At 60.8% G+C, this 25,997-nt stretch carries 16 protein-coding genes and 8 pseudogenes; 8 read left to right on the forward strand and 16 right to left on the reverse strand.

The window, feature by feature from the left end; all coding sequences use genetic code 11:
- Positions 1 to 14: 14 nt before the first annotated feature.
- From LJU32_01680 to coq7, 5 genes and pseudogenes are all read left to right on the forward strand, one after another.
- A complete protein-coding gene (locus LJU32_01680; protein WKV89218.1) occupies positions 15 to 983 on the forward strand; it encodes a nitronate monooxygenase family protein in 969 nt (322 codons plus the stop codon).
- A 78-nt stretch (positions 984 to 1,061) separates the two neighbouring features.
- The gene (locus LJU32_01685) at positions 1,062 to 2,009 is read left to right on the forward strand and encodes a DUF805 domain-containing protein (protein WKV89219.1); all 948 of its coding nucleotides are present in this window, start codon (positions 1,062 to 1,064) and stop codon (positions 2,007 to 2,009) included.
- A gap of 61 nt (positions 2,010 to 2,070) precedes the next feature.
- Positions 2,071 to 2,857: pseudogene (locus tag LJU32_01690) on the forward strand (SDR family oxidoreductase).
- Positions 2,858 to 2,913: 56 nt separating this feature from the next.
- A pseudogene (locus LJU32_01695) lies at positions 2,914 to 3,251 on the forward strand (histidine triad nucleotide-binding protein).
- 195 nt (positions 3,252 to 3,446) lie between these two features.
- Positions 3,447 to 4,094: a 2-polyprenyl-3-methyl-6-methoxy-1,4-benzoquinone monooxygenase gene (gene coq7 / locus LJU32_01700; GenBank protein WKV89220.1), complete on the forward strand. Its 648-nt coding sequence runs from the start codon at positions 3,447 to 3,449 to the stop codon at positions 4,092 to 4,094.
- A 111-nt stretch (positions 4,095 to 4,205) separates the two neighbouring features.
- Here the strand turns inward: coq7 and speD are convergent, their stop codons facing one another.
- On the reverse strand, positions 4,206 to 5,000 hold the full coding sequence (gene speD, locus LJU32_01705; protein WKV89221.1) for an adenosylmethionine decarboxylase: 795 nt from the start codon (positions 4,998 to 5,000) through the stop codon (positions 4,206 to 4,208).
- A 236-nt stretch (positions 5,001 to 5,236) separates the two neighbouring features.
- Positions 5,237 to 5,659: an OsmC family protein gene (locus tag LJU32_01710; GenBank protein WKV89222.1), complete on the reverse strand. Its 423-nt coding sequence runs from the start codon at positions 5,657 to 5,659 to the stop codon at positions 5,237 to 5,239.
- 234 nt (positions 5,660 to 5,893) lie between these two features.
- Between LJU32_01710 and crp the strand changes: the two genes are divergently transcribed.
- A complete protein-coding gene (crp, locus tag LJU32_01715) occupies positions 5,894 to 6,538 on the forward strand; it encodes a cAMP-activated global transcriptional regulator CRP (GenBank protein WKV89223.1) in 645 nt (214 codons plus the stop codon).
- Between the two features lie 9 nt (positions 6,539 to 6,547).
- Here the strand turns inward: crp and LJU32_01720 are convergent, their stop codons facing one another.
- The 4 genes and pseudogenes from LJU32_01720 to LJU32_01735 all read right to left on the reverse strand — a co-directional run bounded on the left by LJU32_01720 (position 6,548) and on the right by LJU32_01735 (position 9,870).
- Entirely contained in the window at positions 6,548 to 7,249 is a 702-nt protein-coding gene (locus tag LJU32_01720; GenBank protein ID WKV89224.1) for a lipoate--protein ligase family protein, read from the reverse strand.
- 136 nt (positions 7,250 to 7,385) lie between these two features.
- Positions 7,386 to 8,222: an indole-3-glycerol phosphate synthase TrpC gene (gene trpC / locus LJU32_01725; protein ID WKV89225.1), complete on the reverse strand. Its 837-nt coding sequence runs from the start codon at positions 8,220 to 8,222 to the stop codon at positions 7,386 to 7,388.
- On the reverse strand, positions 8,219 to 9,268 hold the full coding sequence (trpD, locus tag LJU32_01730) for an anthranilate phosphoribosyltransferase (GenBank protein ID WKV89226.1): 1,050 nt from the start codon (positions 9,266 to 9,268) through the stop codon (positions 8,219 to 8,221). Before trpD ends, trpC begins: the two co-directional genes overlap by 4 nt.
- A 9-nt stretch (positions 9,269 to 9,277) precedes the next feature.
- Positions 9,278 to 9,870: pseudogene (locus LJU32_01735) on the reverse strand (aminodeoxychorismate/anthranilate synthase component II).
- Positions 9,871 to 10,277: 407 nt separating this feature from the next.
- Between LJU32_01735 and LJU32_01740 the strand changes: the two are divergent.
- Entirely contained in the window at positions 10,278 to 12,185 is a 1,908-nt protein-coding gene (locus LJU32_01740; GenBank protein ID WKV89227.1) for an autotransporter domain-containing protein, read from the forward strand.
- 171 nt (positions 12,186 to 12,356) lie between these two features.
- On the opposite strand, the pseudogene trpE reads toward LJU32_01740, so the two are convergent.
- The 10 genes and pseudogenes from trpE to LJU32_01790 all read right to left on the reverse strand — a co-directional run bounded on the left by trpE (position 12,357) and on the right by LJU32_01790 (position 24,917).
- A pseudogene (gene trpE / locus LJU32_01745) lies at positions 12,357 to 13,837 on the reverse strand (anthranilate synthase component I).
- 70 nt (positions 13,838 to 13,907) lie between these two features.
- Positions 13,908 to 14,725, reverse strand: a pseudogene (locus tag LJU32_01750) (phosphoglycolate phosphatase).
- On the reverse strand, positions 14,722 to 15,396 hold the full coding sequence (gene rpe, locus LJU32_01755; GenBank protein WKV89228.1) for a ribulose-phosphate 3-epimerase: 675 nt from the start codon (positions 15,394 to 15,396) through the stop codon (positions 14,722 to 14,724). The pseudogene LJU32_01750 and the gene rpe overlap by 4 nt, the downstream one beginning before the upstream one ends.
- Positions 15,397 to 15,510: 114 nt before the next feature.
- Positions 15,511 to 16,657: pseudogene (locus LJU32_01760) on the reverse strand (iron-containing alcohol dehydrogenase).
- A 218-nt stretch (positions 16,658 to 16,875) separates the two neighbouring features.
- The gene (locus LJU32_01765; GenBank protein ID WKV89229.1) at positions 16,876 to 17,700 is read right to left on the reverse strand and encodes an ABC transporter permease; all 825 of its coding nucleotides are present in this window, start codon (positions 17,698 to 17,700) and stop codon (positions 16,876 to 16,878) included.
- Between the two features lie 12 nt (positions 17,701 to 17,712).
- A pseudogene (locus LJU32_01770) lies at positions 17,713 to 18,958 on the reverse strand (ABC transporter permease).
- Between the two features lie 277 nt (positions 18,959 to 19,235).
- On the reverse strand, positions 19,236 to 20,279 hold the full coding sequence (locus LJU32_01775) for an ABC transporter substrate-binding protein (GenBank protein WKV89230.1): 1,044 nt from the start codon (positions 20,277 to 20,279) through the stop codon (positions 19,236 to 19,238).
- 50 nt (positions 20,280 to 20,329) lie between these two features.
- Positions 20,330 to 21,454 (reverse strand): ABC transporter ATP-binding protein, encoded by a 1,125-nt coding sequence (locus LJU32_01780; GenBank protein ID WKV89231.1) that lies wholly within the window; start codon positions 21,452 to 21,454, stop codon positions 20,330 to 20,332.
- Between the two features lie 353 nt (positions 21,455 to 21,807).
- Entirely contained in the window at positions 21,808 to 22,437 is a 630-nt protein-coding gene (locus tag LJU32_01785) for a response regulator transcription factor (protein WKV89232.1), read from the reverse strand.
- 84 nt (positions 22,438 to 22,521) lie between these two features.
- A pseudogene (locus LJU32_01790) lies at positions 22,522 to 24,917 on the reverse strand (transporter substrate-binding domain-containing protein).
- A 73-nt stretch (positions 24,918 to 24,990) separates the two neighbouring features.
- Between LJU32_01790 and LJU32_01795 the strand changes: the two are divergent.
- The gene (locus LJU32_01795; GenBank protein ID WKV89233.1) at positions 24,991 to 25,977 is read left to right on the forward strand and encodes an alpha/beta hydrolase family protein; all 987 of its coding nucleotides are present in this window, start codon (positions 24,991 to 24,993) and stop codon (positions 25,975 to 25,977) included.
- Positions 25,978 to 25,997: the final 20 nt, after the last annotated feature.

The following is a 25,997-nucleotide window of genomic DNA, read 5'->3' on the forward strand; positions in this document are numbered from 1 at the left end:
CCTGGGGGTTCACAATGTCGCTGCCCGCTCTGCTCGAACAACGTCTGCGTCTGCCCGTAGTAGCAGCGCCGATGTTTTTGATCTCCAATCCGGAACTGGTGCTCGCCTGCTGCCGCAACGGCGTGGTCGGCAGTTTTCCGGCTCTGAACCAACGCGAAAGCAGCGGGTTCAAAGCCTGGCTGGAACAGATCGAGGCGGGCCTGGCGACGATGAAAAATCCGGCCCCTTATGCGGTGAACCTGATCGTTCATCACAGCAACCCGCGACTGCAGGCGGATCTGGACATCTGCGTCGAGCACAAGGTACCGATTGTTATCACCAGCCTCGGCGCAGTGAAGGAACTGGTCGACGCGGTGCACAGCTACGGCGGTCTGGTGTTTCACGACGTGACCACGCGGCGCCATGCCGAGAAAGCTGCCGAAGCCGGTGTCGACGGGCTGATCGCCGTCGCGGCCGGCGCCGGCGGGCATGCTGGCACCTGGAGCCCGTTTGCGCTGATTGCCGAGATCCGCGAGTTTTTCGACAAGACGCTGTTGCTTGCAGGATGTTTGAACCACGGCCATGAGATTCTCGCCGCGCAGCTGCTCGGCGCGGATCTGGCCTACTTCGGTACGCGATTTATCGGCACCAGCGAAAGTCACGCGCCTGACGCTTATAAAGAGATGCTGCTGACAGCCAAGGCTGCCGACATCATTCATACTCCAGCGGTGTCGGGAGTGCCGGCCAGTTTCATGCGCCAGAGTCTGGAGGCGGCCGGTTTCGACATGGCAGCCCTGCAAGGCAAAGGCGAGGTGAATTTCGGCGACAAGCTCAAGCCGATCAACGATGAAGCCAAAGCCTGGAAGACCGTGTGGTCGGCAGGCCAGGGCGTGGGACAGATTGACGACCTGCCGAGCGTCGATCAGTTGATCGCAAGGCTGGACGCTGAATATCGTCAAGCTCAAACGCGCGCCGCACAGCTGCCACAACGCTGGCCGCGCTGAAGATACCCCGGCCAGTCGCTGGCAGACTGGCATTGAACTGAATACAGCAAACCCAATCGCGACAAGGATGCCTCGGCCATGAGCGACACCCGTTACAAGATCGTCTTCGACGGCGCGCTGCAACCCGGCGTCGACCTCACCACCGCCAAACTGAATCTGGCGGATCTGTTCAAGAGCGATGTGGCTGCCATCGAGCGCCTGTTCAGTGGCCGCGCCGTCGCCCTCAAGCGTGATCTGTCCCACAGCGATGCGCAGACGTATCTGCAAGCGTTGAACAAAACCGGGATCGACGCACGGATAGAAGCGGAAACGGCCATCGAGCTCAATCTGGCGGATGTTCACGACAACCCGGCAGCTGTGGCTGAGCCGGACTCGCCTTACGCCCCACCGCGCGCCAATGTCGGTGAAACTCTGCCGCCGTTCGCCACGCTCAAGCCATTCAGCGTCGAAGGCCGGATCGGTCGCCTGCGCTTTCTGGCCTGGACCATGGTCTTGAGTCTGGTGACCCTGCCCATCGTCGGTGTGTTTGCCTTGATTGCCTTGGGTCTGGTCAGTGGCGACTCGACCACCGGGCTGATCCTCGGTGGGATCCTGGCGGTCTTCCTGTTCATTGGCTTCATGATCGTCAGCATTCTGTTCAGCGTTCAGCGCCTGCACGATATCGGCTGGTCGGGCTGGCTGTGGCTGTTGAATCTGGTGCCGTTCGTGGGCAGCTTCTTCCCACTGGTGATCATGGTTGTTCCCGGCAATACCGGCGCCAACCGCTATGGCCCACCACCTCCGCCGAACAGCACGGCGGTCAAAGTGCTGTGCTCGTTGTGGATCGTATTCTTCGCACTGATTTTTGCCGCAGGCCTGCTTGGCGGTTTCTCGGCCGTGCAGGAAGAATATGAAAGCAATCTGGAGAGCAGCTATGACAGCGGCTCGGTGATCACCGACGAAGTTGAGGTCGTCGAACCGCCAGCGATTTCCGCCGACGAGGCAGCCGAACCGGCGCAGGCCCCTGTAGACTCTGCGCAAGAATGAACAGCGCTCTTCGCCGCGACAACCGCGTCGCCGGCGCGGAGCTGTTGCGATGGAGAACTGCATGACCCGTTACGCTCTGATCACTGGCGCTTCCAGCGGCATCGGCCTGGCCATGGCCGAAGCACTGGCCCGGCGCGGCCGCAGCCTGATTCTGGTGGCACGACAGCGTGATCAGCTGGAAAGTATCGCCATCGAGCTGACCCAGCGCTTCGATGTCGAAGTGTTGTTTCGTGCCTGCGATCTCGGCGAACCGTTACGCCTGTCCGGCTTTTGCTGGAGTTGGAAGAAGGCGACCGGCAGATCGATCTGCTGGTCAATTGCGCCGGCATCGGCACCTGCGGGCCCTTTCTCGCGCAAGACTGGATGACCGAGCAGGACCTCATAGAGGTCAATATCCTCGCCCTCACCCGCCTCTGCCATGCGCTGGGTAACAGCATGGCGCTGCTGGGCGGCGGGCAGATTCTCAACGTCGCCTCGGTGGCCGCGTACAGCCCCGGCCCGTGGATGAGCACGTACTACGCCAGCAAAGCGTATGTGCTGCATTTTTCCGAAGCCTTGCGCGTGGAGCTCAAACAAAGCGGCGTGAAAGTCTCGGTACTGTGCCCCGGGCCCACGCGCACACCGTTCTTCCGTACGGCGCAGATGACTAGCGAAAAGATCGAAAGCAGCCACTCGCTGATGAGTCCGGAAGAAGTGGCGCTGCATGCCGTACGTGCATTGGAAAAAACCGCGCGATCATCATTCCGGGACGACGCAACCGCTGGCTGGCGTTCCTGCCGCGACTGGGTTCGCGCTGGCTTAACCGGACGATTGTCGGCATGGTCAATAAAGCTTACTGCCCCCGCTAGCAAGACAACTTCGCAGCGGTACACTCATTTCAGCCCAACTCAACGGAGAAACAGCAGTGGATACTCTGTTCACCAAGATCATCAACCGGGAAATCCCGGCGAAGATCATTTACGAGGACGACCAGGTTCTGGCCTTCCACGACATCGCCCCCAGGCTCCGGTGCACTTTCTGGTGATCCCGAAGAAACCGGTGCGCACGCTCAATGACCTGACCGAAGACGACAAGGCGCTGGCCGGGCACATCCTGTTCACCGCCCAGCGCCTAGCGCTGGAGCTGGGTTGCGAAGAAGGCTTCCGCGTGGTGATGAACTGCAATGAACTTGGCGGGCAGACTGTCTATCACATTCATATGCACGTGCTGGGGCAGCGCCAGATGAATTGGCCGCCGGGCTGATTGGCGACAACTAACTGTGGGAGCGAGCCTGCTCGCGAAGGCGCCGATACATTCAACACTTCAGTATCCGATAATCCGCTTTCGCGATCAGGCTCGCTCCCACAAAAAACCTGACCGCCCAGCAAGTGACCCAGCACAAACCCTCGCCGGCCGATTCGGTTAAACTGGCCGCCGAGATTCTTCCCGGAGGTCAGCATGACTACCCAACGTCACTACTCGCCCATAGACCGTCTGCTGCTGCAAGCCGATGCCGCGATGCGCACGCTGTTGCCCTTCAGTGGCCAGCCGTACCGCCCGTCGCCGGCGATTCTGCAGCCGGATACGCAGATGAGCGATGAAGACACCCGCCATGTCGCCGGTCTGATGCGCATCAACCACACCGGTGAAGTTTGCGCCCAGGCGCTGTATCAGGGCCAGGCGCTGACGGCCAAGTTGCCGCAGGTACGCGAAGCCATGGAGCACGCGGCTGAAGAAGAGGTCGATCATCTGGTCTGGTGCGAGCAGCGCATCCATCAGCTGGGCAGCCACACCAGCGTGCTGAATCCACTGTTTTACGGCATGTCGTTCGGCATCGGCGCGGTGGCCGGGCTGATCAGTGACAAGGTCAGTCTTGGTTTCGTTGCGGCGACCGAGCATCAGGTGTGCAAGCACTTGAACGAACATTTGGAGCAATTGCCGGCCGAAGACGAAAAGTCCCGGGCGATTCTCGAGCAGATGCGCATCGATGAAGAACACCATGCGGAAAGTGCCCTGGATGCGGGCGGGTTTCGTTTTCCGGCGCCGGTGAAATTCGGCATGAGTTTGTTGGCGAAGGTGATGACCAAGAGTACTTATCGGATCTGATATCTGTGATGGGGCTGATGACCTCTTCGCGAGCAGGCTCGCTCCCACAGGGGTTTTGTGTGAGGCATGAAAAAGGCGACCAGGAGGTCGCCTTTTTTGTGTCCGGTAATCTTAGGTCGGCATGTTGCGCGCGTAGAAGATTTCCAGCATTTCGTGTTTCACACGGTCGGTCACCTGGGCACGTTGCTCGGGCGAGAGGTTGCTGGTCGCGTCGCCGAACAGGTAGTTGTCCAGTTCGAAGTTCTTCAGCAGCATTTTGGTGTGGAACAGGTTTTCCTGGTACACGTTCACGTCGGTCATCTGGTACGCGTCGCGGGTGTCTTCGGAGAGGTAGTTCTGGATCGAGTTGATCTCGTGGTCGATGAAGTGTTTGTTGCCTTCAACGTCACGGGTGAAGCCGCGCACACGATAATCCACGGTCACGATGTCCGAATCGAACTGGTGAATGAGGAAGTTGAGCGCTTTGAGCGGTGAAATGACACCACAGGTCGACACGTCGATATCCACACGGAAGGTCGCAATACCGTCGTCCGGATGGATTTCCGGATAGGTGTGCACCGTGATGTGGCTCTTGTCGAGGTGGGCCAGAATGATTTCGGGCAACGGGCCCGGCGATTCTTCGATCTGGCTGTCAGTCGGGGTCACCGGCTCTTCCGAAATCAGAATCGTGACGCTGGCGCCCTGGGGTTCATAGTCCTGACTGGCGATGTTCAGGATGTTGGCACCAATGATCTCGACAACTTCTGTGAGAATCTGCGTCAGGCGTTTCGCGTTGTACTCTTGATTGATGTACTCGACGTAAGCCTGCTGGTCTTGCGGGGTCTCCGCGTAGCAGATGTCATAGATGTTGAAGCTCAAGGTCTTTGTCAGGTTATTGAACCCGTGGAGCTTGAGTTTGCTTTTCACCGTTAAAAACTCTCTATGTATGCGGCGCGGCCGCGTGATCAAGCATGCCCGTCAAGTGCGAACAACGCACCTGCGTAGGACGGTTAACACCTCTTCGCGATGGCGATTTTGGTTATCTGTTCAGGCGGATGACCAATCGGCTGACCGATCACTGCCCTGAAAAAAGTGGCGCATTATGCAGACGTCAGCGGGGATCGCCAGAGTCTGCACTGCTTTTATGATAGTTGAATGTCGGTTCAGCCGAGTTCAACGATTTCATAGTCGTGGGTAATCGCCACGCCAGCCGCGCCGAGCATGATCGACGCCGAGCAATACTTCTCGGCCGACAGCTCGATGGCGCGCTTGACCTGAGCTTCCTTCAGACCGCGGCCCTTGACCACGAAATGCATGTGGATCTTGGTAAAGACCTTGGGATCTTCAGTCGCACGCTCGGCGTCGAGGAAAGCCTCGCAGCTTTCAACGGCCTGACGCGACTTCTTCAAGATGCTGACCACGTCGAAGTTGCTGCAACCGCCGACACCCAGCAAAAGCATTTCCATCGGACGAACCCCGAGGTTACGGCCACCGGCGTCCGGCGGGCCGTCCATCACCACGACATGACCGCTGCCGGATTCGCCGAGGAACATGGCTTCGCCAGCCCATTGGATGCGTGCCTTCATCGCCCAGACTCCACTGTAAAAAAGGGTCGCCAGCTTAGCACAGCACTTTGTCCCGACAGGAACGACGTCCTAGGACGGATGCTTTCTGGCTGTAGGTAATTTCTCGAATTTTCGACGAAGTGTCTGGTAAGCTGGCGCCAATTCGCTGGCGCCCATTCGTCAGCCCTGTAGCGACCGCCTTCAGCGCCTCATAAAAACTCAAACATCACCGTGCAGTCTTTTCGGGATACAACCATGGTTGCTATTACCCCCACACCCAAAATCAAGAACATCGACAAGCTGTTGATGCATTGCCAGCGCCGGCGTCACGCGGCCAAGAGCAACATCATCTGCGCCGGCGATCGCTCGGACACGCTGTACTTCATCATCAAGGGTTCGGTGACCATCCTCATCGAGGACGACGATGGTCGCGAGATGATCATCGCCTACCTCAACGCCGGGGATTTCTTCGGCGAATTGGGTCTGTTCGAGCAGGCAGGTCAGGAGCAGGAACGCAGCGCCTGGGTGCGGGCCAAGGTCGAATGTGAAACCGCAGAAATCAGTTACGCCAAGTTCCGCGAACTGTCGCAGCAGGATCCAGACATTCTTTACGCGCTCAGCGGACAAATCGCACAGCGCCTGCGCAATACCACGCGCAAAGTCGGTGACCTCGCATTCTTCGACGTCACCGGTCGAGTCGCCCGCTGTCTGTTGGAGTTGTGCAAACAGCCGGACGCCATGACTCACCCGGACGGCATGCAGATCAAAGTCACCCGTCAGGAAATCGGTCGAATCGTCGGTTGTTCGCGAGAGATGGTCGGCCGCGTGCTCAAGGATCTGGAAGAACGCAATCTGGTCGACGTGAAGGGCAAGACCATGGTGGTCTTCGGCACGCGTTGAGCCCGTGAATCAAGGGCTGTAAATCTGCGCCAGCATCAAACGAAACAATTCATCGAGACGCGCCAGCGCCTGTGGCGCGTTGAATTTTTCATGCAGGGCGATATGGCTTTGCGCCCTCACCCGCTGCTCCAGGCCGCAGGCTTCATTGAAACGATTGACCGCGGCGACCATTGACTCGCGTTCGTCTTCCATCAGCATCGCCCCATGCACCAGGCCCACCGGACGTTGTCCGCCCTGGCTCTGACGCCAGCGCTGGGCGGTGCCGACCATCTTGCGACCGTCGAGATTGACGTTGAAGCGGCCATCGCAGAACGCACCGTCGATTTCTCCCACCGACGACGTGCCACCCAACTCATCCAGCAACTGACAGATCGGATCGCACAGACGGCGGTAGCCGGTTTCGATGCGGTTCAGATCGCCTTCACTGCGAGGCGGGGCATACACCAAGGCAATGTTGATGGTCGCAGCGGATTGCGGGACGGGCTCACCGCCGGTCTCGCGCAACAGCACCGGCCAGCCAGCGGCAGCGGAGACTTCGCAGGCGTGGTCGAATTGCGCGAGACGGTTGAGGCGGCGCGGCATGACCAGGGCGCGGTCGGTGGGTTGCCAGAACAGCAGGCCAAATTCGGCGTCGCCAGAGCAGACCGAGGCCAGCAAGTCCTGTTCGGCTTGCAGGCCGGATTCGATGGTCAGAGGGGTTGGCAGCGACATCGATAACTCCGGAAGATCTGGAATCTTTAGAGGTTATGAGGACGTCTTCGCGAGCAAGCTCGCTCCCACAGGGAAATGCATTCCAAATGTGGGAGCGAGCTCGCTCGCGAAACGGTCGACTCGGTCTGAAAGAATATCAGTCGAGGGTCGACCCGCTGATCGGCACACCACGCTCCGGAAAGAACAAGCGCTGCAATTCAACGCCAGGGTTTTCCGCGCGCATGAACGCTTCGCCGACCAGGAACGAGTACACATCGCTGATTTCCATCAGCTCGACGTCGGCCCGATTGAGGATGCCGCTCTCGGTGATCACCAGGCGATCGCGCGGGATGCGCGGCAGCAGGTCGAGGGTGGTTTCCAGGCTGACATCAAAAGTATGCAGGTTGCGGTTGTTGACCCCGACCAGCGGCGTGTCGAGGGTTTTCAACGCGCGCTCAAGTTCGTCACCGTCGTGCACTTCCACCAAGACGTCGAGACCGACGCCTTTGGCCACCGCGGCCAGCTCGGCCATCTTCACGTCGTCCAGCGCGGAGACGATCAGCAGCACGCAATCGGCGCCCAGCGCGCGGGCTTCAACGATCTGGTACGGATCGATCATGAAGTCCTTGCGGATCACCGGCAATTTGCAGGCGGCGCGCGCCTGTTGCAGGTAGGCATCGGCGCCCTGAAAGTAATCGATGTCGGTCAGCACCGACAGACAGGTCGCCCCGCCCTTCTCGTAGCTCTTGGCGATGTCGGCCGGCACGAAGTCTTCGCGGATTACGCCTTTGCTCGGCGAGGCCTTTTTGATTTCAGCAATCACGGCCGGTTGCTTCTTCTTCGCTTGCGCCAGCAAAGCCTGGGCAAAACCACGGGGTGCATCGGCCGCCTTGGCCAGACTTTCCAGCTCGCTCAGGCTGACCCGGGCGCTGCGCTCGGCGACTTCCTCAACCTTGCGCGCCAAAATGTTTTCCAGAACCGTCGGTACACTCATCCTTCATTCTCCACTTTGAATACCGCGGTAAAGGCACCCAGCTCCTCGAGCTTTTCTCGAGCGAGGCCGGTGTGCAGCGCGTCGTGCGCCAGCTCCACACCCTGTTTCAGACTGCTTGCCAGGTCGGCGGCATACAGCGCCGCACCGGCATTGAGCACAATCATCTCGGCAGCTTTCTGGCCGTTTTCGGTTTTGCGCTTGCCGAGGGCATCACGGATCAGCGCCAGCGAAGCTTCCGGGCCTTCGACCGACAGGCCGTGCAGGCTCTGGCTCTTCATGCCGAGGTCTTCCGGTTCGACCCAATACTCAGTGATTTCGTTGTTCTTCAGCTCGGCGACAAAGGTCGGCGCGGCGAGGCTGAATTCATCCAGACCGTCCTTCGAATGCACCACCAGCACGTGCTTGCTGCCCAGCCGCTGCAAGACTTCGGCCAGTGGCCGGCATAGCGTCTGGGTGAACACGCCGACGACCTGATGTTTCACACCGGCCGGATTCGTAAGCGGGCCAAGCATGTTGAACAACGTGCGCAGGCCGAGTTCGCGGCGCGGGCCGGCGGCGTACTTCATCGCTTTGTGATGGGTCTGGGCGAACATGAAACCGATGCCGACGTTGTCGATGCAGCGCGCGACCTGTACCGGAGTCAGATTCAGGTAAATGCCGGCAGCTTCCAGCAGATCGGCGCTGCCGCTCTTGCCGGACACTGCGCGGTTGCCGTGCTTGGCCACGGTGCAACCGGCCGCCGCGACAACAAAGGAAGACGCGGTCGAGACGTTGAAGATGTTCGCACCGTCACCGCCGGTACCAACCACATCGACCACGCCATCGAGGGTTTTCAGCTGGACCTGATCGGCCAGCTCGCGCATCACCGACACCGCGCCGACAATTTCGTCGATGCTCTCGCTCTTCATGCGCATGGCCATCATGAACGCGCCAATCTGCGCTTCGGTGCACTGGCCGGTCATGATCTCGCGCATCACGTCACGCATTTCCTCGGTGCTCAGGTCGAGATGCTCGACGATACGGCTCAGGGCTGTCTTGATATTCATGGGAAGTCCTTAGCGCGTGCCGCCGGTTTGTTTGAGGAAATTGGCAAACAGTTCATGACCCTGCTCGGTGAGGATCGATTCGGGATGGAACTGTACGCCTTCGATGTTCAGGGTCTTGTGACGCAGGCCCATGATCTCGTCGACCGAGCCATCATCGTGCTGGGTCCATGCGGTCAGCTCGAGGCAATCGGGCAGGCTGTCGTGCTTGACGATCAGCGAGTGGTAACGGGTAACGGTGAGTGGATGATTGAGGCCGGCGAACACGCCCTTGTCCTCGTGGAATACCGGGCTAGTCTTACCGTGCATGACTTGGCGGGCACGCACCACATCACCGCCGAAGGCCTGGCCGATGGACTGGTGGCCGAGGCAAACGCCGAGGATCGGCAGTTTGCCGGCGAAGTGCTTGATCGCGTCGATGGAAATGCCTGCCTCGGTAGGCGTGCACGGCCCGGGGAAACCACGATGCGCTCGGGATTCAGCGCCTCGATTTCGGCGATGGTCAGTTCGTCGTTGCGCACCACTTTGACCTCGGCACCCAGCTCGCCGAGGTATTGCACAACGTTGTAGGTAAAGGAGTCGTAGTTGTCGATCATCAGCAACATGGCGTTTCGAACCTCTTGAATTCTGACTTGATGACAGCCTTCAGATGACTTGCCCGCAGGGCGCTGCGCGATGTCGGACGCGCAGAGAGCGCCAGCACAGCGGCATTTCAAACAGACAAGGAAGGCAAAGCGATACAGATCCGGCGGGGCCGGCAGAGAAGATTCAGGCGCGCCAACGCCAGCGGGCGTGTGCCTTGATGACTTGATCCAGGAGTTTGCTGGTGATCAACACGGGGAAGGTCTCGTTCATACGTTCCGGCACAGTAACTTAGCTGGGCGGACCGTGCAATATGGCGGGGCCTGCGGGTTATAAAACGGCAGAAGGATTCGCGACCGATGGCAAAATGCCGAACGTTTTTGGTACTGTCGTTTCGTTCACCTACAACAATAAATAAACGGACTTGCTCATGATCAGACAGACGTTGTTTGTACCGCTGGCCAGTTGCTTGCTCGCACTGGCCTGCGCCCAGGCCAATGCGGCGCCCAATCCTTATTCCAGTTTCATTGTGTTCGGCGACAGCCTCAACGATGCCGGGACCTTCGCCGACACCGGCGGCCCCGCGGGTTCCACCGAGCGCTACACCAACCGCACCGGGCCGGTGTATCAGAATGGCAGCGGCGAAGTTTATTCATTGAATTCCACGCAACTGCTCGGTGCCCGCCTGGGCTATTCGCCTGACCAGACAGCCTCCTCCAGTTCTGCGGTGCGCGCGGCAAACGGTCAGCCCGACGGCAACAACTGGGCGGTCGGCGGTTATCGCACCGACCAGATTCTCGACTCGATCACTACCCAGTCGGCCACTGGCGAACGCACGCGGCCCGGTTACCTTCCTTCGAACGGCCTGCGCGCCGACCCGAATGCGCTGTATTACATTTCCGGTGGCGGCAACGACTTCCTCCAGGGCCGCATTCTCAGCCTGCCCCAGGCCAACGCCGCAGCCGATCGCCTGGCCGACAGCGTGCAAACCCTGCAGACCGCCGGCGCCAAATACGTGATGGTCTGGCTGCTGCCCGACGTGGGCCTGACCCCGGCCCTCAATGGCACGCCGCTGCAAGCATTCAGCAGCACCCTCGCCAACCAGTTCAACAGCCAGTTGGTGACGCGCCTGCAGGGCATCAATGCCGAAGTCATTCCGCTGAATATTCCAGTGCTGCTCTCGGAAGTCTTCGCCGACCCGGGGCGCTTTGGCCTGGCCACCGACCAGAACCTCACGGCGACTTGCTTCAGTGGCAATAACTGCCCGGAAAACGCCCGCTACGGCATCAACAGTGCTACGCCGGATCCGACCAAGCTGATCTACAACGATGGCGTGCACCCGACCGAATCCGGGCAGAAACTCATCGCCGATTACGCCTACTCTCTACTGGCAGCGCCGTGGGAACTGAGCCTGTTGCCGGAAATGGCCCACGGCACTGTGCGTGCGCATCAGGATGAATTGCGTAACCAATGGCAGGCGGACTGGGAGAACTGGCAAGCGGTCGGCCAATGGCGCGCGATTGTCTCGGCCGGCGGACAACGTCTGGATGTCGACAGCCAGAGCAGCGGCGCCAGTGCCGATGGCAGCGGTTACAACCTCAACGTCGGCGGCAGCTATCGCCTGAACGAGGCTTGGCGCGTGGGCGTAGCGGCCGGTTTGTACCGACAGGATCTCGAGGCCGGGCACAACGATTCCGACTACAAACTCAACAGCTACATGGCCACCGCGTTTGCCCAGTTCCAGCAGAACCGCTGGTGGGCCGACGCGGCGCTGACCGGCGGCAAACTCGACTACGACAACCTCAAGCGCAAGTTCGACCTCGGCGCCAGCGAGGGCGCGGAGAAAGGCGATACCGACGGCAGCCTGTGGGCGTTCAGCACGCGTCTCGGCTATGACATTGCCCAACCGGGCAGCCAATGGCACCTGTCGCCGTTTGTCAGCGCCGATTACGCCAGTGTCGATGTCGACGGTTACTCGGAAAAGAGCAACCGCGCCACCGCGCTGACCTTCGATGACCAGAGCCGCGATTCAAAACGCCTGGGCCTGGGCATCCAGGGCAAGTACAACTTCACCGCGCAAACCCAGGTGTACGGCGAATACGCCCACGAGCGTGAGTACGAAGATGACGTGCAGAAGGTCAACATCGCACTCAACACCCTGCCGGCCAATGACTTCACCCTGGAAGGCTACACACCGGCAAGTCACCTGAACCGCTTGAGCCTCGGTGTCAGTCACAAGCTGACGGCGGATCTGGCGCTGCGTGGCGGTTATACGTTCCGCAAGGACGATGACTTCAAGCAGCAGGGAGTGAATGTCGGGGTCGTGCTGGATTTCTGAGTCGTAGATGCAAAAAAGCGGCGCCTGACAGGGCGCCGCTTTTTTATGCCTCAACACAAAACCCAATGTGGGAGCGAGCCTGCTCGCGAAAGCGCTGGGTCAGTCAGCATCAACGGTGACTGACTCACCTCTTCGCGAGCAGGCTCGCTCCCACATGGGAAATTGCGTGGATCAGGCGTCCGGGGTCTGCTCGGCCAACGCCACGGCGCGGAACATCGCGCGGCGTTTGTTCAGGGTTTCTTCCCATTCCAGCGCCGGCACCGAGTCGGCGACGATGCCGCCGCCGGCCTGCACGTGCAATTCACCGTTCTTGATCACCGCCGTGCGAATGGCAATCGCGGTGTCCATGTTGCCGTTCCAGGCGAAGTAACCGACCGCACCGCCGTACACGCCACGCTTGACCGGCTCCAGTTCATCGATGATTTCCATCGCACGAATCTTCGGCGCGCCCGACAAGGTGCCCGCTGGCAGAATCGCCCGCAGTGCGTCCATCGCGGTCAGTCCTTCTTTCAACTGGCCGGTGACGTTGGAGACGATGTGCATCACATTGGAATAACGCTCGATGACCATTTCTCGGTGAGCTTCACCGAACCGATTTCCGAGACTCGCCCGGTATCGTTGCGGCCCAGATCGATCAGCATCAAGTGCTCGGCGATCTCCTTGTCATCCGAGAGCAGATCCTGCTCCAGCGCCACATCGGCTTCTTCGGTGGCACCGCGTGGGCGCGTGCCGGCGATCGGGCGCACGGTGATCAGGTTATCTTCGACGCGCACCAGTACCTCCGGCGAACTGCCGACGACGTGGAAATCGCCGAAGTTGAAGAAGTACATGTACGGCGTCGGGTTGAAGCACCGCAGCGCGCGGTACAGATCGATCGGCGCAGCCTTGAAGTCGATCGACATACGCTGCGACGGCACCACTTGCATGCAGTCGCCGGCAAGGATGTATTCCTTGATGGTGTCGACGGCTTTTTCGTAATCGTCCTGAGTGAAACTGGAACGAAACACCGGATCGGCCGCTTGCTGTTTGCTGAAATCCAGGCCACGACGCGGGGTAATCGGCTGACGCAGTTGCTCGAGCAGTTCCTGCAACCGCGCCTGACCTTGTTCGAAGGCATCGGCTTGCGCAGGGTCGGCAAGGACAATTGCGTGCATCTTGCCAGCGAGGTTGTCGAACACCACCACGGCGTCGGAGACCATCAGCAGAATGTCCGGCACGCCCAGCGGATCCGGGTTCGGGCATTTGCCCAGACGCTTCTCTACATAACGTACACAGTCGTAACCGAAGTAGCCGACCAGACCACCGTTGAAGCGCGGCAGGCCGGCGATGGTCGGCACGTTGTAGCGCGCCTTGAAGGTTTCGACGAACGCCAGCGGGTCTTCAACCTCGTGGCTCTCGGTCTCGACGCCATCCACGCTGATGCTGACGTGATGGTCGTGCACCCGCAGCACAGTGCGGCACGGCAGGCCGATGATCGAGTAACGGCCCCATTTCTCGCCGCCCTGCACCGATTCGAGCAGGTAGGAGTTGGGCTGGTCGGCCAGTTTCAGGTAGATCGACAGCGGCGTGTCGAAGTCGGCCAGGGTTTCGCAGGCCAACGGGATGCGGTTATAGCCATCAGCGGCCAGACGCAGGAATTCTTCGCGATTCATAAGGTGCCTCGTGGTGTGAGGTGCAATCAGTCAGGTATGCAAACGCGCCGGCAGGGCCGGCCAGAATCAGTCAGGCGCGCCAACGCCAACGGGCCAGGGCCTTGATGACTTTCATCCAGAGTTTGCGGGTGACCACCACGATGGCGTTTCCAGAAGGGGTTGAACAGCGTCGGGCAACGTTATCCCACCGGCCAGATCCAGGCAACCGGGAATTAGTTTGCGCAAATCGTCGATCACCAGCGCCGGCGATTCCTCGGCAATCGGCCGGCCATGGTTGTAGCCATAACTGAGCGCCACACATTTGACCCCCGCCGCTTTCGCCGCTTGCACATCGCTGCGCGAGTCGCCGACGAACAACGATTGCGAGGCCGGAATGTTGGCCATTTTCATCACGAAAAATAGTGCTGCCGGGTCAGGCTTCTTCTGCGGCAGGGTATCGCCGCCGATGATCCACTTGAAGTAGCGACCGATCTTCATCTGATCGAGCAGCGGCGCGACGAAGCGCTCGGGCTTGTTGGTGATCAGCGCCATGGCCACGCCTTGCTTGTGCAGCCACTTGAGCGTGTCGCGCACACCGGGATAGACCACGGTCAGCTCATGGCTGGCGCCGTACGCCTCCATGAAAATCTCCAATGCGCGCTCGGCTTCAGCGTCATCCACAGCCGAATGATCGATGCCACCGGCCAAGGCCCGACGCACCAGCACCGGCGCGCCATTGCCGACCCATTCGCGCACTGCTTCGATGCCCGCCGGCGGACGGCCGAGGGAGAGCAGCATGGTGTCCACCGCCGCCGCCAGGTCGGGAACCGAATCGATCAGCGTGCCATCCAGATCGAACATCACCAACCGTGGCAGTTGCCCCGGGAACAACTGCTCAAAACCGCTCATGGGCGTGCCAGTGCCAGTTCGGAACGCATCTTGTCGATGACTTCCTGATAGTTCGGCGCGTTGAAAATGGCCGAACCGGCGACGAAGGTGTCAGCGCCGGCAGCGGCGATTTCGCGGATATTGTTGACGTTGACGCCGCCGTCGATTTCCAGGCGGATGTCGCGGCCCGAGGCATCGATGATGGCGCGCGCTTCACGCAGCTTGTCGAGGGTGCCGGGAATGAACTTCTGCCCGCCGAAGCCCGGGTTGACGCTCATCAGCAGGACCATGTCGACCTTGTCGATCACGTACTTGAGCACGTCCAGCGGAGTCGCCGGATTGAACACCAGGCCGGACTTGCAGCCGCCTTCACGGATCAGCTGCAGCGAGCGATCGACGTGCAAAGTAGCTTCGGGGTGGAAGGTGATGTAGGTCGCGCCGGCTTCAATGAAGTCGCCGACGATGCGGTCCACCGGGCTGACCATCAGGTGCGCGTCGATCGGCGCGGTGACGCCGTACTTGCGCAGCGCCGCGCAGACCATCGGGCCGATCGTCAGGTTCGGTACGTAGTGGTTGTCCATGACATCGAAGTGGACGAAGTCGGCGCCGGCGGCGAGAACGTTGTCCACTTCCTCGCCGAGGCGGGCGAAGTCGGCGGAGAGGATCGACGGAGCAATTACGAAGGGCTGCATGACGCACCTGTGCTGAGCTAAATCACGATGGCGCGCATTGTATACCTCAAGTTTCCACGCGCGCACCGTGACCGGGATGATTGGGTTGTGCCATGAGCCCTCAGCGACCGCGCCTCAGTAAGCCGCGCGGTAGATCTTCTCGATATCGCCGGCGCTGAGTTTGCGCGGGTTGTTGCGCATCAGCCGCTCGATGCCGGCGGCCTCCACGGCCATCGCCGGGATCGCTTCCTCCGGCACGCCGAAACTGCGCAGCCCGGCAGGGATTTCCACCGCCGCGCACAGGTCGGTCATGGCCTGCACGGTTTTGTCAGCAGCTTCGCTGGCGCTCAGATGAGCGGTCTTCACGCCCATGGCTTCGGCAATATCCTGCATGCGTTCGACGCAGGCCATTTTGTTCCAGGTCATCACATAGGGCAGCAGCAAGGCGTTGCTGACGCCGTGGGCAATGTTGAAGCGCCCGCCCAGCGGATACGCCAGCGCATGCACCGCACCCACCCCGGCGTTACCGAACGCCATGCCGGCCATCAGGCTGGCGGTGGCCATGTCTTCGCGCGCTTGCAAGTTGGCACCGTTGGCGTAGGCCTTGGGCAAGGCGCTGGCGATCAACTTGATCGCGCCAATGGCGAGGAGTCGGTGATCGGCGAGGCATTCACCGACAGATAGGATTCAATGGCGTGCACCAGTGCATCGACACCACTGGCGGCGGTGACGCTGCGCGGACAGGTCAGGGTCATTTGCGGACTGACCAGCGCCACGTCCGGCAGCAGATAGTCGCTGACGATGCCTTTCTTCAACTGCGCGACCTTGTCCGAAAGAATCGCCACGTTGGTGACTTCAGAGCCAGTGCCGGCGGTGGTCGGAATGGCAATCAGCGGCGGGCCTTTGCGCGGCACCTGATCGACGCCGAACAGATCTTCCAGCGCGCCGTGGTAACCGGCGTAGGCGGCGACACTTTTGGCAATATCGATGGCGCTGCCACCCCGAGGCCGATCAAACCGTCATGCCCGCCCTCACGGTAGGCACGCATGCAATCTTCGACGATGGCGATTTCCGGGTCGGGCAGCACACGGTCGAAAATCTCGTACTCGCGCCCGCCAAGTTGCACCAGCGCCAGCTCGACAGTACCGGACTTGACCAGCGCGGCGTCGGTGACGATCAGCGGGTTGTCGATGTCGAGGCGGGTGAGTTCGGCGGCCAGTTGCTCGATGGCTGCGGCGCCGGTGATCAGTTTGTGAGCGATTTTGAACTGGGACAGACTCATGGTGCGCAGCCTCTTATAGATGTGGGAGCTGGGCACAAGATTAGCTGGGGATTTGGGGTTGTCTGCTATTCACCCTATGAATGGCCAGATCGAGAAGACCACGATCAACTGTGGGAGCGAGCGTGCTCGCGAATACGGTAGCCCTTTCAACTGATATGCCAGCTGACACACCGCCTTCGCGAGCAGGCTCGCTCCCACATTTTTGACCGCTTTCGAAGTCAGACTTGCGCGGTGCGGAGTTTCTCGCTGCGCCCGCGCAGCCATTCCAGCGTCAGCAGCAAGATCACCGAGAAGGCAATCAGCAACGTCGCCGCCGCGGCAATCGTCGGGCTGAGGTTTTCGCGAATCCCGCTGAACATCTGCCGAGGCAATGTCGCCTGCTCGGGCCCGGCAAGGAACAGCGTCACCACCACTTCATCGAAAGAAGTCGCAAAGGCAAACAGCGCCCCGGAAATCACTCCCGGCGCAATCAGCGGCAAGGTCACCCGGCGGAATGCTGTCAGTGGTGAAGCACCGAGACTCGCAGCAGCACGCACCAGGTTGTGATTGAAGCCCTGCAACGTCGCCGACACGGTGATGATCACAAACGGCACACCCAATACCGCATGCACGACGATCAGCGAGAAGAAGCTGTTGCCCAGCCCCAGCGGCGCGAAGAACAGATAACTCGCCACGCCGATGATCACCACCGGCACCACCATCGGTGAAATCACCAGCGCCATCACCAGCGACTTGCCGGGGAAGTCGCCACGGGTCAGGCCGATCGCCGCCAGCGTACCGAAGATCATCGCCAGCACCGTCGCCGCCGGGGCGACGATGATGCTGTTTTTCAGTGCGCGCATCCATTCCGCCGAGGCGAAGAAGTCGTGATACCACTGCAGCGAGAAACCCTGCAGCGGATAGACCAGAAAACTCCCCGAGTTGAACGACAGCGGAATAATCACCAGCACCGGCAGGATCAGAAACAACAGGATCAGGCCGCAGAGAATCCGCAGGCTGTAGAACCACACCCGTTCGATGGGCGACATGTAAGGACTCAGCATCGCAAATTCCCCTTAGCTCAGGCGCAGGCGACTGGCGCCGACCAGCCAGCTGTAGATCAGATAAAGCACCACGGTCGCCAGCAACAGCAAGCCGCCGAGCGCGGTGGCCATGCCCCAGTTGATGCTGGTGTTGGTGTAGAAGGCGACGAAGTAGCTGACCATTTGGTCGTTCGGACTGCCGAGCAGCGCCGGGGTGATGTAGTAGCCGATGGCGAGGATGAACACCAACAGGCAGCCGGCGCCAACGCCGGCGTAGGTCTGCGGGAAGTACACCCGCCAGAAACTGGCGAACGGGTGGCAGCCGAGGGAAATGGCGGCACGCATGTAGGTCGGCGAGATGCCTTTCATCACGCTGTAGATCGGCAGAATCATGAACGGCAGCAGGATGTGCACCATCGAGATGTAAACGCCGGTGCGGTTGAACACCAGTTCCAGCGGTTTATCGATGATGCCCATGGCCAGCAGCGCACTGTTGATCAGACCGCCGGATTGCAGCAGCACGATCCACGCTGCGACCCGCACCAGAATCGAAGTCCAGAACGGCAGCAGCACCAGGATCATCAGCAGGTTGCTCTGCCGCGAAGGCAGGTTCGCCAGCAGATAAGCCAGTGGATAGGCGAGCAGCAGGCAGATCACGGTGATGACCAGGCCCATCCAGAACGTGCGAGCGAAGATGTCGAGGTAGATCGCTTGATCCGGGGTGGCCGGGGCCAGTTCGCCGAGATCATCGATACGGTGATCGACCGCCGCCAGCAGGTAATACGGAGTGATGCTGCTGGTGTTGCGTTTCACCGCTTGCCAGTAGGCCGGGTCGCCCCAGCGTTCGTCGAGCGCTTCCAGCGCTTCTTTATAAGAGGCCGGTTCGCTGGCGAACGGCAGCGCCCGGGCGGTTTTGGTCAGCAGGCTGCGGTAGCCGGCCAACTCCATGTTCAAGCGCTTGGACAGATCGCCCAGCGTCTGGTTTTGCGGGCTTCGGCGAGGTCTTCGCTGGCCGCCTTGTACACCGGCTCGGCGGGCAGACCACGGCCGTCCCAACTGGCGATGGCAGTGACAGTGCGCGGCATGCCGCCAACCACTTCCGGGTTGCCGACGCTTTTATAGAGCAGCGCCACGATCGGCACCAGAAACACCAGCAGCAGAAACAGCACCAGCGGCGCAATCAGCGCTTGAGCCTTCCAGCGGTTGACCCGCTCGGCGCGCTTGAGCTTCTGCTTCAAGGTGGGGCTGGCGCCCTCGTTCAGGGAACGGCGATGGCCATGACGTACTCCGCAAATCTTTGATCGTTACAGAGGTGGCGAACCACCTCTGTTGCGTTGAAACACTGCTACCTGTGGGAGCGAGCCTTTCTGTGGCAGCGAACCTTTGTGGCGAGGGGATTTATCCCCGTTCGGCTGCGCAGCAGTCGTAAAACCTGAGAATGCGGTTTACCTGACCCACCGAGCGGGTATGGCTTCGGGGCTGCTACGCAACCCGACGGGGATAAATCCCCTCGCCACAAAAGCGCCCTTGCCATCTCCATACAGGTAAAACAGTGGTTATTTCGCCGCCCAGGAATTGAAGCGCTGCTCCAGTTGCTCGCCGTTGTCAGCCCAGAAGCTGACGTCGATCTGCACCTGGTTGGCGATGTTTTCCGGGGTGGTCGGCATGTCTTTCAGGACATCCTTGGCCAGCAGCGGCACAGCCTGGGTGTTGGCCGGGCCGTAGGCGATGTTTTCCGAGTAGGTCTTCTGCTGCTGCGGCTGTACCGAGTAGGCGATGAATTTCTTCGCCGCTTCCGCGCGCTTGGCGTCCAGGCCTTTCGGGATGGCCCAGGCGTCGAAGTCGTAGATGCCGCCGTTCCACACGACTTTCAGGTTGGATTCTTTCTGCACCGCAGCGATGCGACCGTTGTAGGCCGAACTCATTACCACGTCGCCGGAAGCGAGGTATTGCGGCGGTTGCGCGCCGGCTTCCCACCACTGAATGCTTGGCTTGAGCTCATCGAGTTTCTTGAACGCCCGATCCTGGCCGCCCTTGCTCGCCAGCTCCTTGTAGACGTCTTTCGGCGCCACACCATCGGCCATCAGCGCGAATTCGAGGGTGTACTTGGCGCCTTTGCGCAGGCCGCGCTTGCCCGGGAATTTCTTCGTATCCCAGAAATCCGCCCAACTGGTCGGTGCGGTTTTCAGCTTGTCGGCGTTGTAAGCCAGCACGGTCGACCAGACGAAGAAACCTACGCCGCACGGCTGAATGGCGCCTTTGACGTAGTCTTCGGTCTTGCCGAACAGCGCAGGATCAAGCTGCTCGAACATGTCTTCGTCGCAACCACGGGACAGCTCTGGCGATTCAACTTCGACCAGGTCCCAGGACACGCTCTTGGTGTCGACCATGGCTTTGACCTTGGCCATCTCGCCGTTGTATTCGCCGGCAACGATCTTGCCGTTACCCGCCGCTTCCCACGGTGCATAGAAGGCTTTGACTTGCGCCGCCTTGTTCGCCCCGCCAAACGACACCACGGTCAAGTCCGGGCCGGCGGCCATCGCGCCGGTCGCACCCATCAGGCCCAGAGTCAGGGCGGTGAACTTCAGGGATCTCAACATTTATTGTTCTCTCCACGTGCAGGATTGGTGTGTTGGTATTGCCGGGGCGCTTAGTGCGCCTCTAAAAGCGGATCAAGCGCGCGAACGTGCTCGACCTGCCAGCCAAGCGGAACCACGTCGCCGACAGCGAGCGCGGGATCGAGCTCGGCAATCGGTTGCTTCACGAAGAAGTCGGTCTTGCCGCAGACTTCCAGGCGCACCCGGACGTGGTCGCCCAGATAGATGAATTCCGCCACCCTCCCTGAGAAGCGGTTGACGCATTGATCGCTCGAACCGTTGAGACTGACGCGCTCCGGACGGATCGACAGGGTCACTGGCTCGCCGGTCTGGCCGACGTTGACCGCCAGCGCCTCGACCTTTTCGCCACGGCCCAGTTCGACCACGCAACGCTCGCCGCTCTGGCTGAGCAGGCGGCCGTTGAGACGGTTGTTCTCGCCGATGAAGTTGGCGACAAAGGTGTTTTTCGGCTCTTCGTAAAGCGTGCGCGGCGGGGCGATCTGCTGGATTTCGCCCTGATGGAACACCGCGACGCGGTCGGACATGGTCAGCGCTTCGCCTTGGTCGTGAGTCACGTAGACGACGGTCACGCCGAGGCGCTGGTGCAGGTGCTTGATCTCCATCTGCATGTGTTCACGCAGTTGTTTGTCGAGTGCGCCGAGCGGCTCGTCCATCAACACCAATTGCGGCTCGAACACCAGCGCGCGTGCCAGTGCCACACGCTGCTGCTGACCACCGGACAGCTGCGCCGGATAACGCGAGGCGAAGGCATCGAGCTGAACCATGCTGAGGACTTTCTTCACCCGCTCGCTGACGTCGCTTTTGTTCAGGCCACGCACGGACAGCGGAAAAGCGAGGTTTTCGGCAACGGTCATGTGCGGGAACAGCGCGTAATTCTGGAACACCATGCCGATGTCGCGCTTGTGCGGCGGCACGTTGTTGATCGAACGCCCGGCCAGCAGAATCTCGCCGGCGGTCGGCGTCTCGAATCCGGCGAGCATCATCAGGCTGGTGGTCTTGCCCGAACCGGACGGCCCGAGCAGGGTGAGGAATTCGCCTTTGCGAATGTCCAGGTTGAGGTCTTTGACGATCAGGTTCTCGCCGTCGTAGCTCTTCTGCACACCACGAAAGCTGACCAGCACATCACCGGTCCCTGCGTTTGTATCGACCTGGCTCATACCCACACCTTTGTTGTTGATGACTGCTTGTTCATCAAGCCTAGTGGCTGGCGGCGGCCACGCAAATCGGGGCGCAGGAGAGAATCGCTTAAGCGTAATGGAAGGCTGGGGTAGGGATTGCCCTACAAGGATGGCGCGTTTGGGCAAACGCAGCGGCAAGGGGCAAGCTGCAAGCGGCAAGAACAGGCAAAAGCGTTTGTCGCTAACAGATATGCCCAAGATGCCAGCCTCAAAGCACATCCCTTGTGGGAGCGGGCTTGCTCGCGAATGCGGTGGGTCATTCAACTCATTCGGCGACTGGTACACCGCTTTCGCGAGCAAGCCCGCTCCCACAGTTTTGACCGCGGTGATTTTTAGAGGAGTTTGTGCTCCATCGCATATTTCACCAGCTCGGCCAGCGAGGTGATGTTGAGCTTCTGCATCAGCCGCGCCTTGTGCGTGCTGATGGTCTTGCTGCTCAAGGCCAGTTGCTGGGCGATGTCGTTGACGTTGGCGCCTTGGGCCAGGCGCTCGAACACCGAGAATTCGCGTTCCGACAGCAGCGAATGCAGCGGCCGGGTATCAGTCAGGCCGACTTCGAAGACCATGCGATCGGCCAGTTCCGGGTCGATGTAGCGCCCGCCCGCCGCGACTTTGCGGATCGCCGTGAGCAGCAGCGCCGGGTCGCTGTCCTTGGTCGCATACCCGGCCGCGCCGACCTTCAAGGCTCGCGCGGCCATTTGCGCTTCGTCGTGCATCGACAGCACCAGAATCGCCGGCGGATTGTTCAGCGCCCGGATACGCGGGATCGCTTCCAGGCCATTGACGCCGGGCATGGAGATGTCCAGCAACACCACCTCGCAAGGCACGCTGCGCAGAGTCTCCAGCAGTTGCTCACCATTGCTCGCCTCCCCCACCACTTGCAGATCCTTGGCCAGGCCGATCAATTGCTTGATGCCTTCACGGACGATGGTGTGGTCTTCGGCTACCAGTACACGGATCACGTTCTTCTCCAGATTTCAGGTACACACCAATCCCTGTAGGAGTGAGCCTGCTCGCGATAGCGTCAGCCCAAACACCACAGACTTTCAGACCTCACGCACCGGCACTCGCACCACCAGACTGGTGCCCTCCCCGGCTCACTCACCAGCTCCAGCCGCCCGCCCATGATCAACACTCGCTCACGCATGCCGACCAGACCAAACGACGTCGGCCGACCCTCGGCGGCGACAAATCCTACGCCATCATCGCTGACGGTCAGACACAATTCATCGCCCGCAAGCGCCAGCGTCAATTCCACCGTATGCGCCTGAGCATGGCGCATCACGTTGGTCAGCGCTTCCTGCAAAATCCGGAACAGCCCCACCGCCTTGGCATCGCTGAGCGCCGGCAGGTTGTCCGGCACCTGCACCAGACACGGTATCTGTGTGCGCGCCTCGAAACGCCGAGCCTGCCACTCGATGGCCGAGGCAATCCCCGCATCAAGAATCGGCGGACGCAACGCCGTCGCCACATCGCGCACCAGCTGAAACAACTGCGCGATCAGGCGTTTCATGCTGTTGAGCCGCTCGTTGAGACCCGGGTCGAGTTGCGCGTAGGCCAGTTCGCACATCGACGTCTCCAGTTTCAGCACGGTGAGCATTTGTCCCAACTCATCATGAACTTCGCGGGCGATGCGCGCCTTCTCTTCTTCGCGCACGCTCTCCAGGTGCGCCGACAGTTCACGCAGTTGCTCGCGCGAGGCCGCCAGCTCAAGCTCGATGCGCTTGCTTTCGCTGATGTCCCAGACGATGCCGTCCCAGACGTAAGCGCCATCTTCCAGTTGGCGGGTGATCGCCTTGATCTCGGCCCAGCGCTGCTCGCCCTGGCGCGTGACGATGCGCCCCTGCCATGACCAGTCGCTGTCGGTGTCCAGCGCCTGATCCTGGGTGCGGTGATAACTGGCTTTGTCGTCGGGGTGCACCAGACTGCGCAGGCCCATGTCGCGATGTGCGATGGCTGCCGGCGCATAACCGACCAGACTTTCGCTGCCTTCGCTGATATAGGCAAAGTCGATCTGCCCAGTGACCGGTGCCCGCTCCAGCCTGAACACCAGACCCGGGACGTTGGCGGCGATGCCTTGCAAACGCGCCTCGCTTTCCTGCAGCGCGGCGAGCGCACGGCGACGGTCGGTGACATCGGTGAGGTAGACCACCAGATATTCACTGTCGCGAAAACGCAGGAAGCTCAGGGAAACGTCAGCCGGCAACACGCTGCCATCGGCACGCAGGCAGCTGGTTTCGAAGCTCAGCGGCCCTTCCTCACTGGCCCGTGCACGCTTCCACAGATTGAGCCAGCGATCCATGTGCAGGCCGGGCTCGAAATCGATCAGCGGCCGTTCGATCAGCCCGCCCGAGGGATAGCCGAGCATGTTTTCCGCCGCGCGGTTGGCGTAACGCACATGGCTGTCCCAATTGACCCAAAGAATGCCGACGGTGCTTTGGTCGATGGAAAACTGTGTCAGCCGCAGCGCCTCTTCACTGGCCGCGCGCAACGCAATGTCTTCGCGGGCGCTGAGCAGGCGTTGTTCGAGGCTGTGCTGTTGGCGCCGCTGCCAGACCACGATCGCCGCGCAACTGAGCAGCATCACCGCGAACAACAGACTGAGGTTCTGCCAGAACCCCGGCGATTCGGTCAGCCGTGGGTATTTCGGCTGCAGCCATTGGTTGTGCAGTTGTTCCAGATCCTTGGCCGGGATCGCGCGCAAGGCGCTCTGGACGATGCCGGCCAGTTCCGGCCAATCGCGCCGCGAGGCCACGCGCAGCAGTTGCGGCAGGCCGATATCGCCGACCACTACCAGTTCGGCAAATTCCGGCTCCACCGACAGCCGGCCCAACTGTGCTTCGTCGACCACCGCGTAGGAGGCTTGCTGACTCAACAGCAGTTGCAAGGCCTGACGCTCCAGCGGTACGCCTTGCAGATTCAAGTGCGGATAGTTGCTGCGCAGGTAATCGGCGGTGCTGCTCGGCATGCGCACGGCGACGCGGGTCTGGCTGTCGAGTTTTTCCAGATCGACCGCGCCGCTGCTTTTCTGATCGCTGACCACCAATTGCGGCACGCGCATGTACGGGTCGGAAAACTGCCAGAGGCGCAGCGCGCTGGGAGTCTGGCTCAGGCCCGGGGCGATGTCGATTTCACCCTCGCGCAAAGCGCTTTCCAATGCCCCGATATCCTGAAAGTTACGCCAGCTCAGTTCCACGCCGAGGGTTTTGGCCAGCAGTTTCATCAACTCGACATTGGCCCCGGACAATCGCTGCAAGCGCCGATCGTAGGTTGCGTAGGGTGCTTGCAAGACCAGGCCGACGCGCAATTCGTTGTGCTGCGCCAGCCATTGCTGCTGCTCTGGCGACAATTGCGCGGCATGATCCGGTGGCGCAGGCGCCGCCCAGCCCATCAAGGGAAACCACAAACAGCCGATAACCCACAGGCAGCAAAATCGCTTCATTGAAGTCTCATACACTGACAAATTCTGACCAACCCATTAGGCTGCCGGGATACTTTCTGGCCTGGAATAACCGATGCCCTCTGTCTACCGCCTGGCACTGCCAGCATTGTGCCTGTCGCTGATCCTGCCTTGTGCGTTTTCCGTCGAAGCCGCCGACCCGGCGCCTGCCGCCACGGATAAACCCGCCGAAGAAAAACCGGCCGAGCGCCAGCCACTGCTTGAGCGTAGTCAGGAAGAGGCCGCCGCACTGCAACGTAAACTGCCGGCGCAAGAGCAGCAACAACTGCAGGCTGGCAGCGACACCTTCCTCGCCCTGTGGAAACCGGCCAACAGCGCCGAGCCCAAAGGCGCGGTGATCATCGTTCCCGGCACCGGCGAAACCGCTGACTGGCCGCAGGCAGTCGGCCCGTTGCGACGCAAATTGCCGGATGCCGAGTGGAGCAGCCTGAGCATTACCCTGCCGGACCTGCAAGGCGACGCTATCGCCCCGCGCGTGATCGAACCGGCCGCCGCGCCGAAAGCCCCGGAAACCACAAGCAAGGACGCCACCACCGCGCAACCGATCGAACAAGCCGCTGGCGGTGAAGCGGAAGTTGCCGAACAGGTGGTCGCCGAGACCAGCGAAGAACAGGCCAAGGCTGATGCCGATCGCATTTTCGGGCGAATCGACGCAGCGATTGCCCACGCCGAACAGCAAAGCGCGCGCAGCATTGTCGTGCTCGGTCATGGCACCGGCGCCTACTGGGCGGCGCGTTTTCTCAGCGAGCGACAAACGCCTCAGGTGGAAAAACTGGTCATGGTTGACGCGCAAGCACCGGCCAAAGCCCTGCCGCCACTCGCCGAACTGACGCCGACGCTGAAGCTGCCGACGGTGGATATTTTCTACATGGACAAAGCGCTGGATCGAAACGCGGCGCTGGAACGCATGCAGGCGAGCAAGCGTTTGAAGACCTCAGCGTTCAGCCAGGTGGCGCTGAAGGTGTTGCCGGACAAGAAGGCTGAGCAGGAACAATTGTTTCGGCGGGTGCGGGGCTGGTTGAATCCTCAGGCTGTTGACTGATAACCGAGTCGCCCCATTCG

Origin of the sequence: Pseudomonas sp. B21_DOA (genome assembly GCA_030544685.1) — a bacterium.
In the GTDB taxonomy this organism is placed as follows: domain Bacteria; phylum Pseudomonadota; class Gammaproteobacteria; order Pseudomonadales; family Pseudomonadaceae; genus Aquipseudomonas; species Aquipseudomonas fluorescens_AO.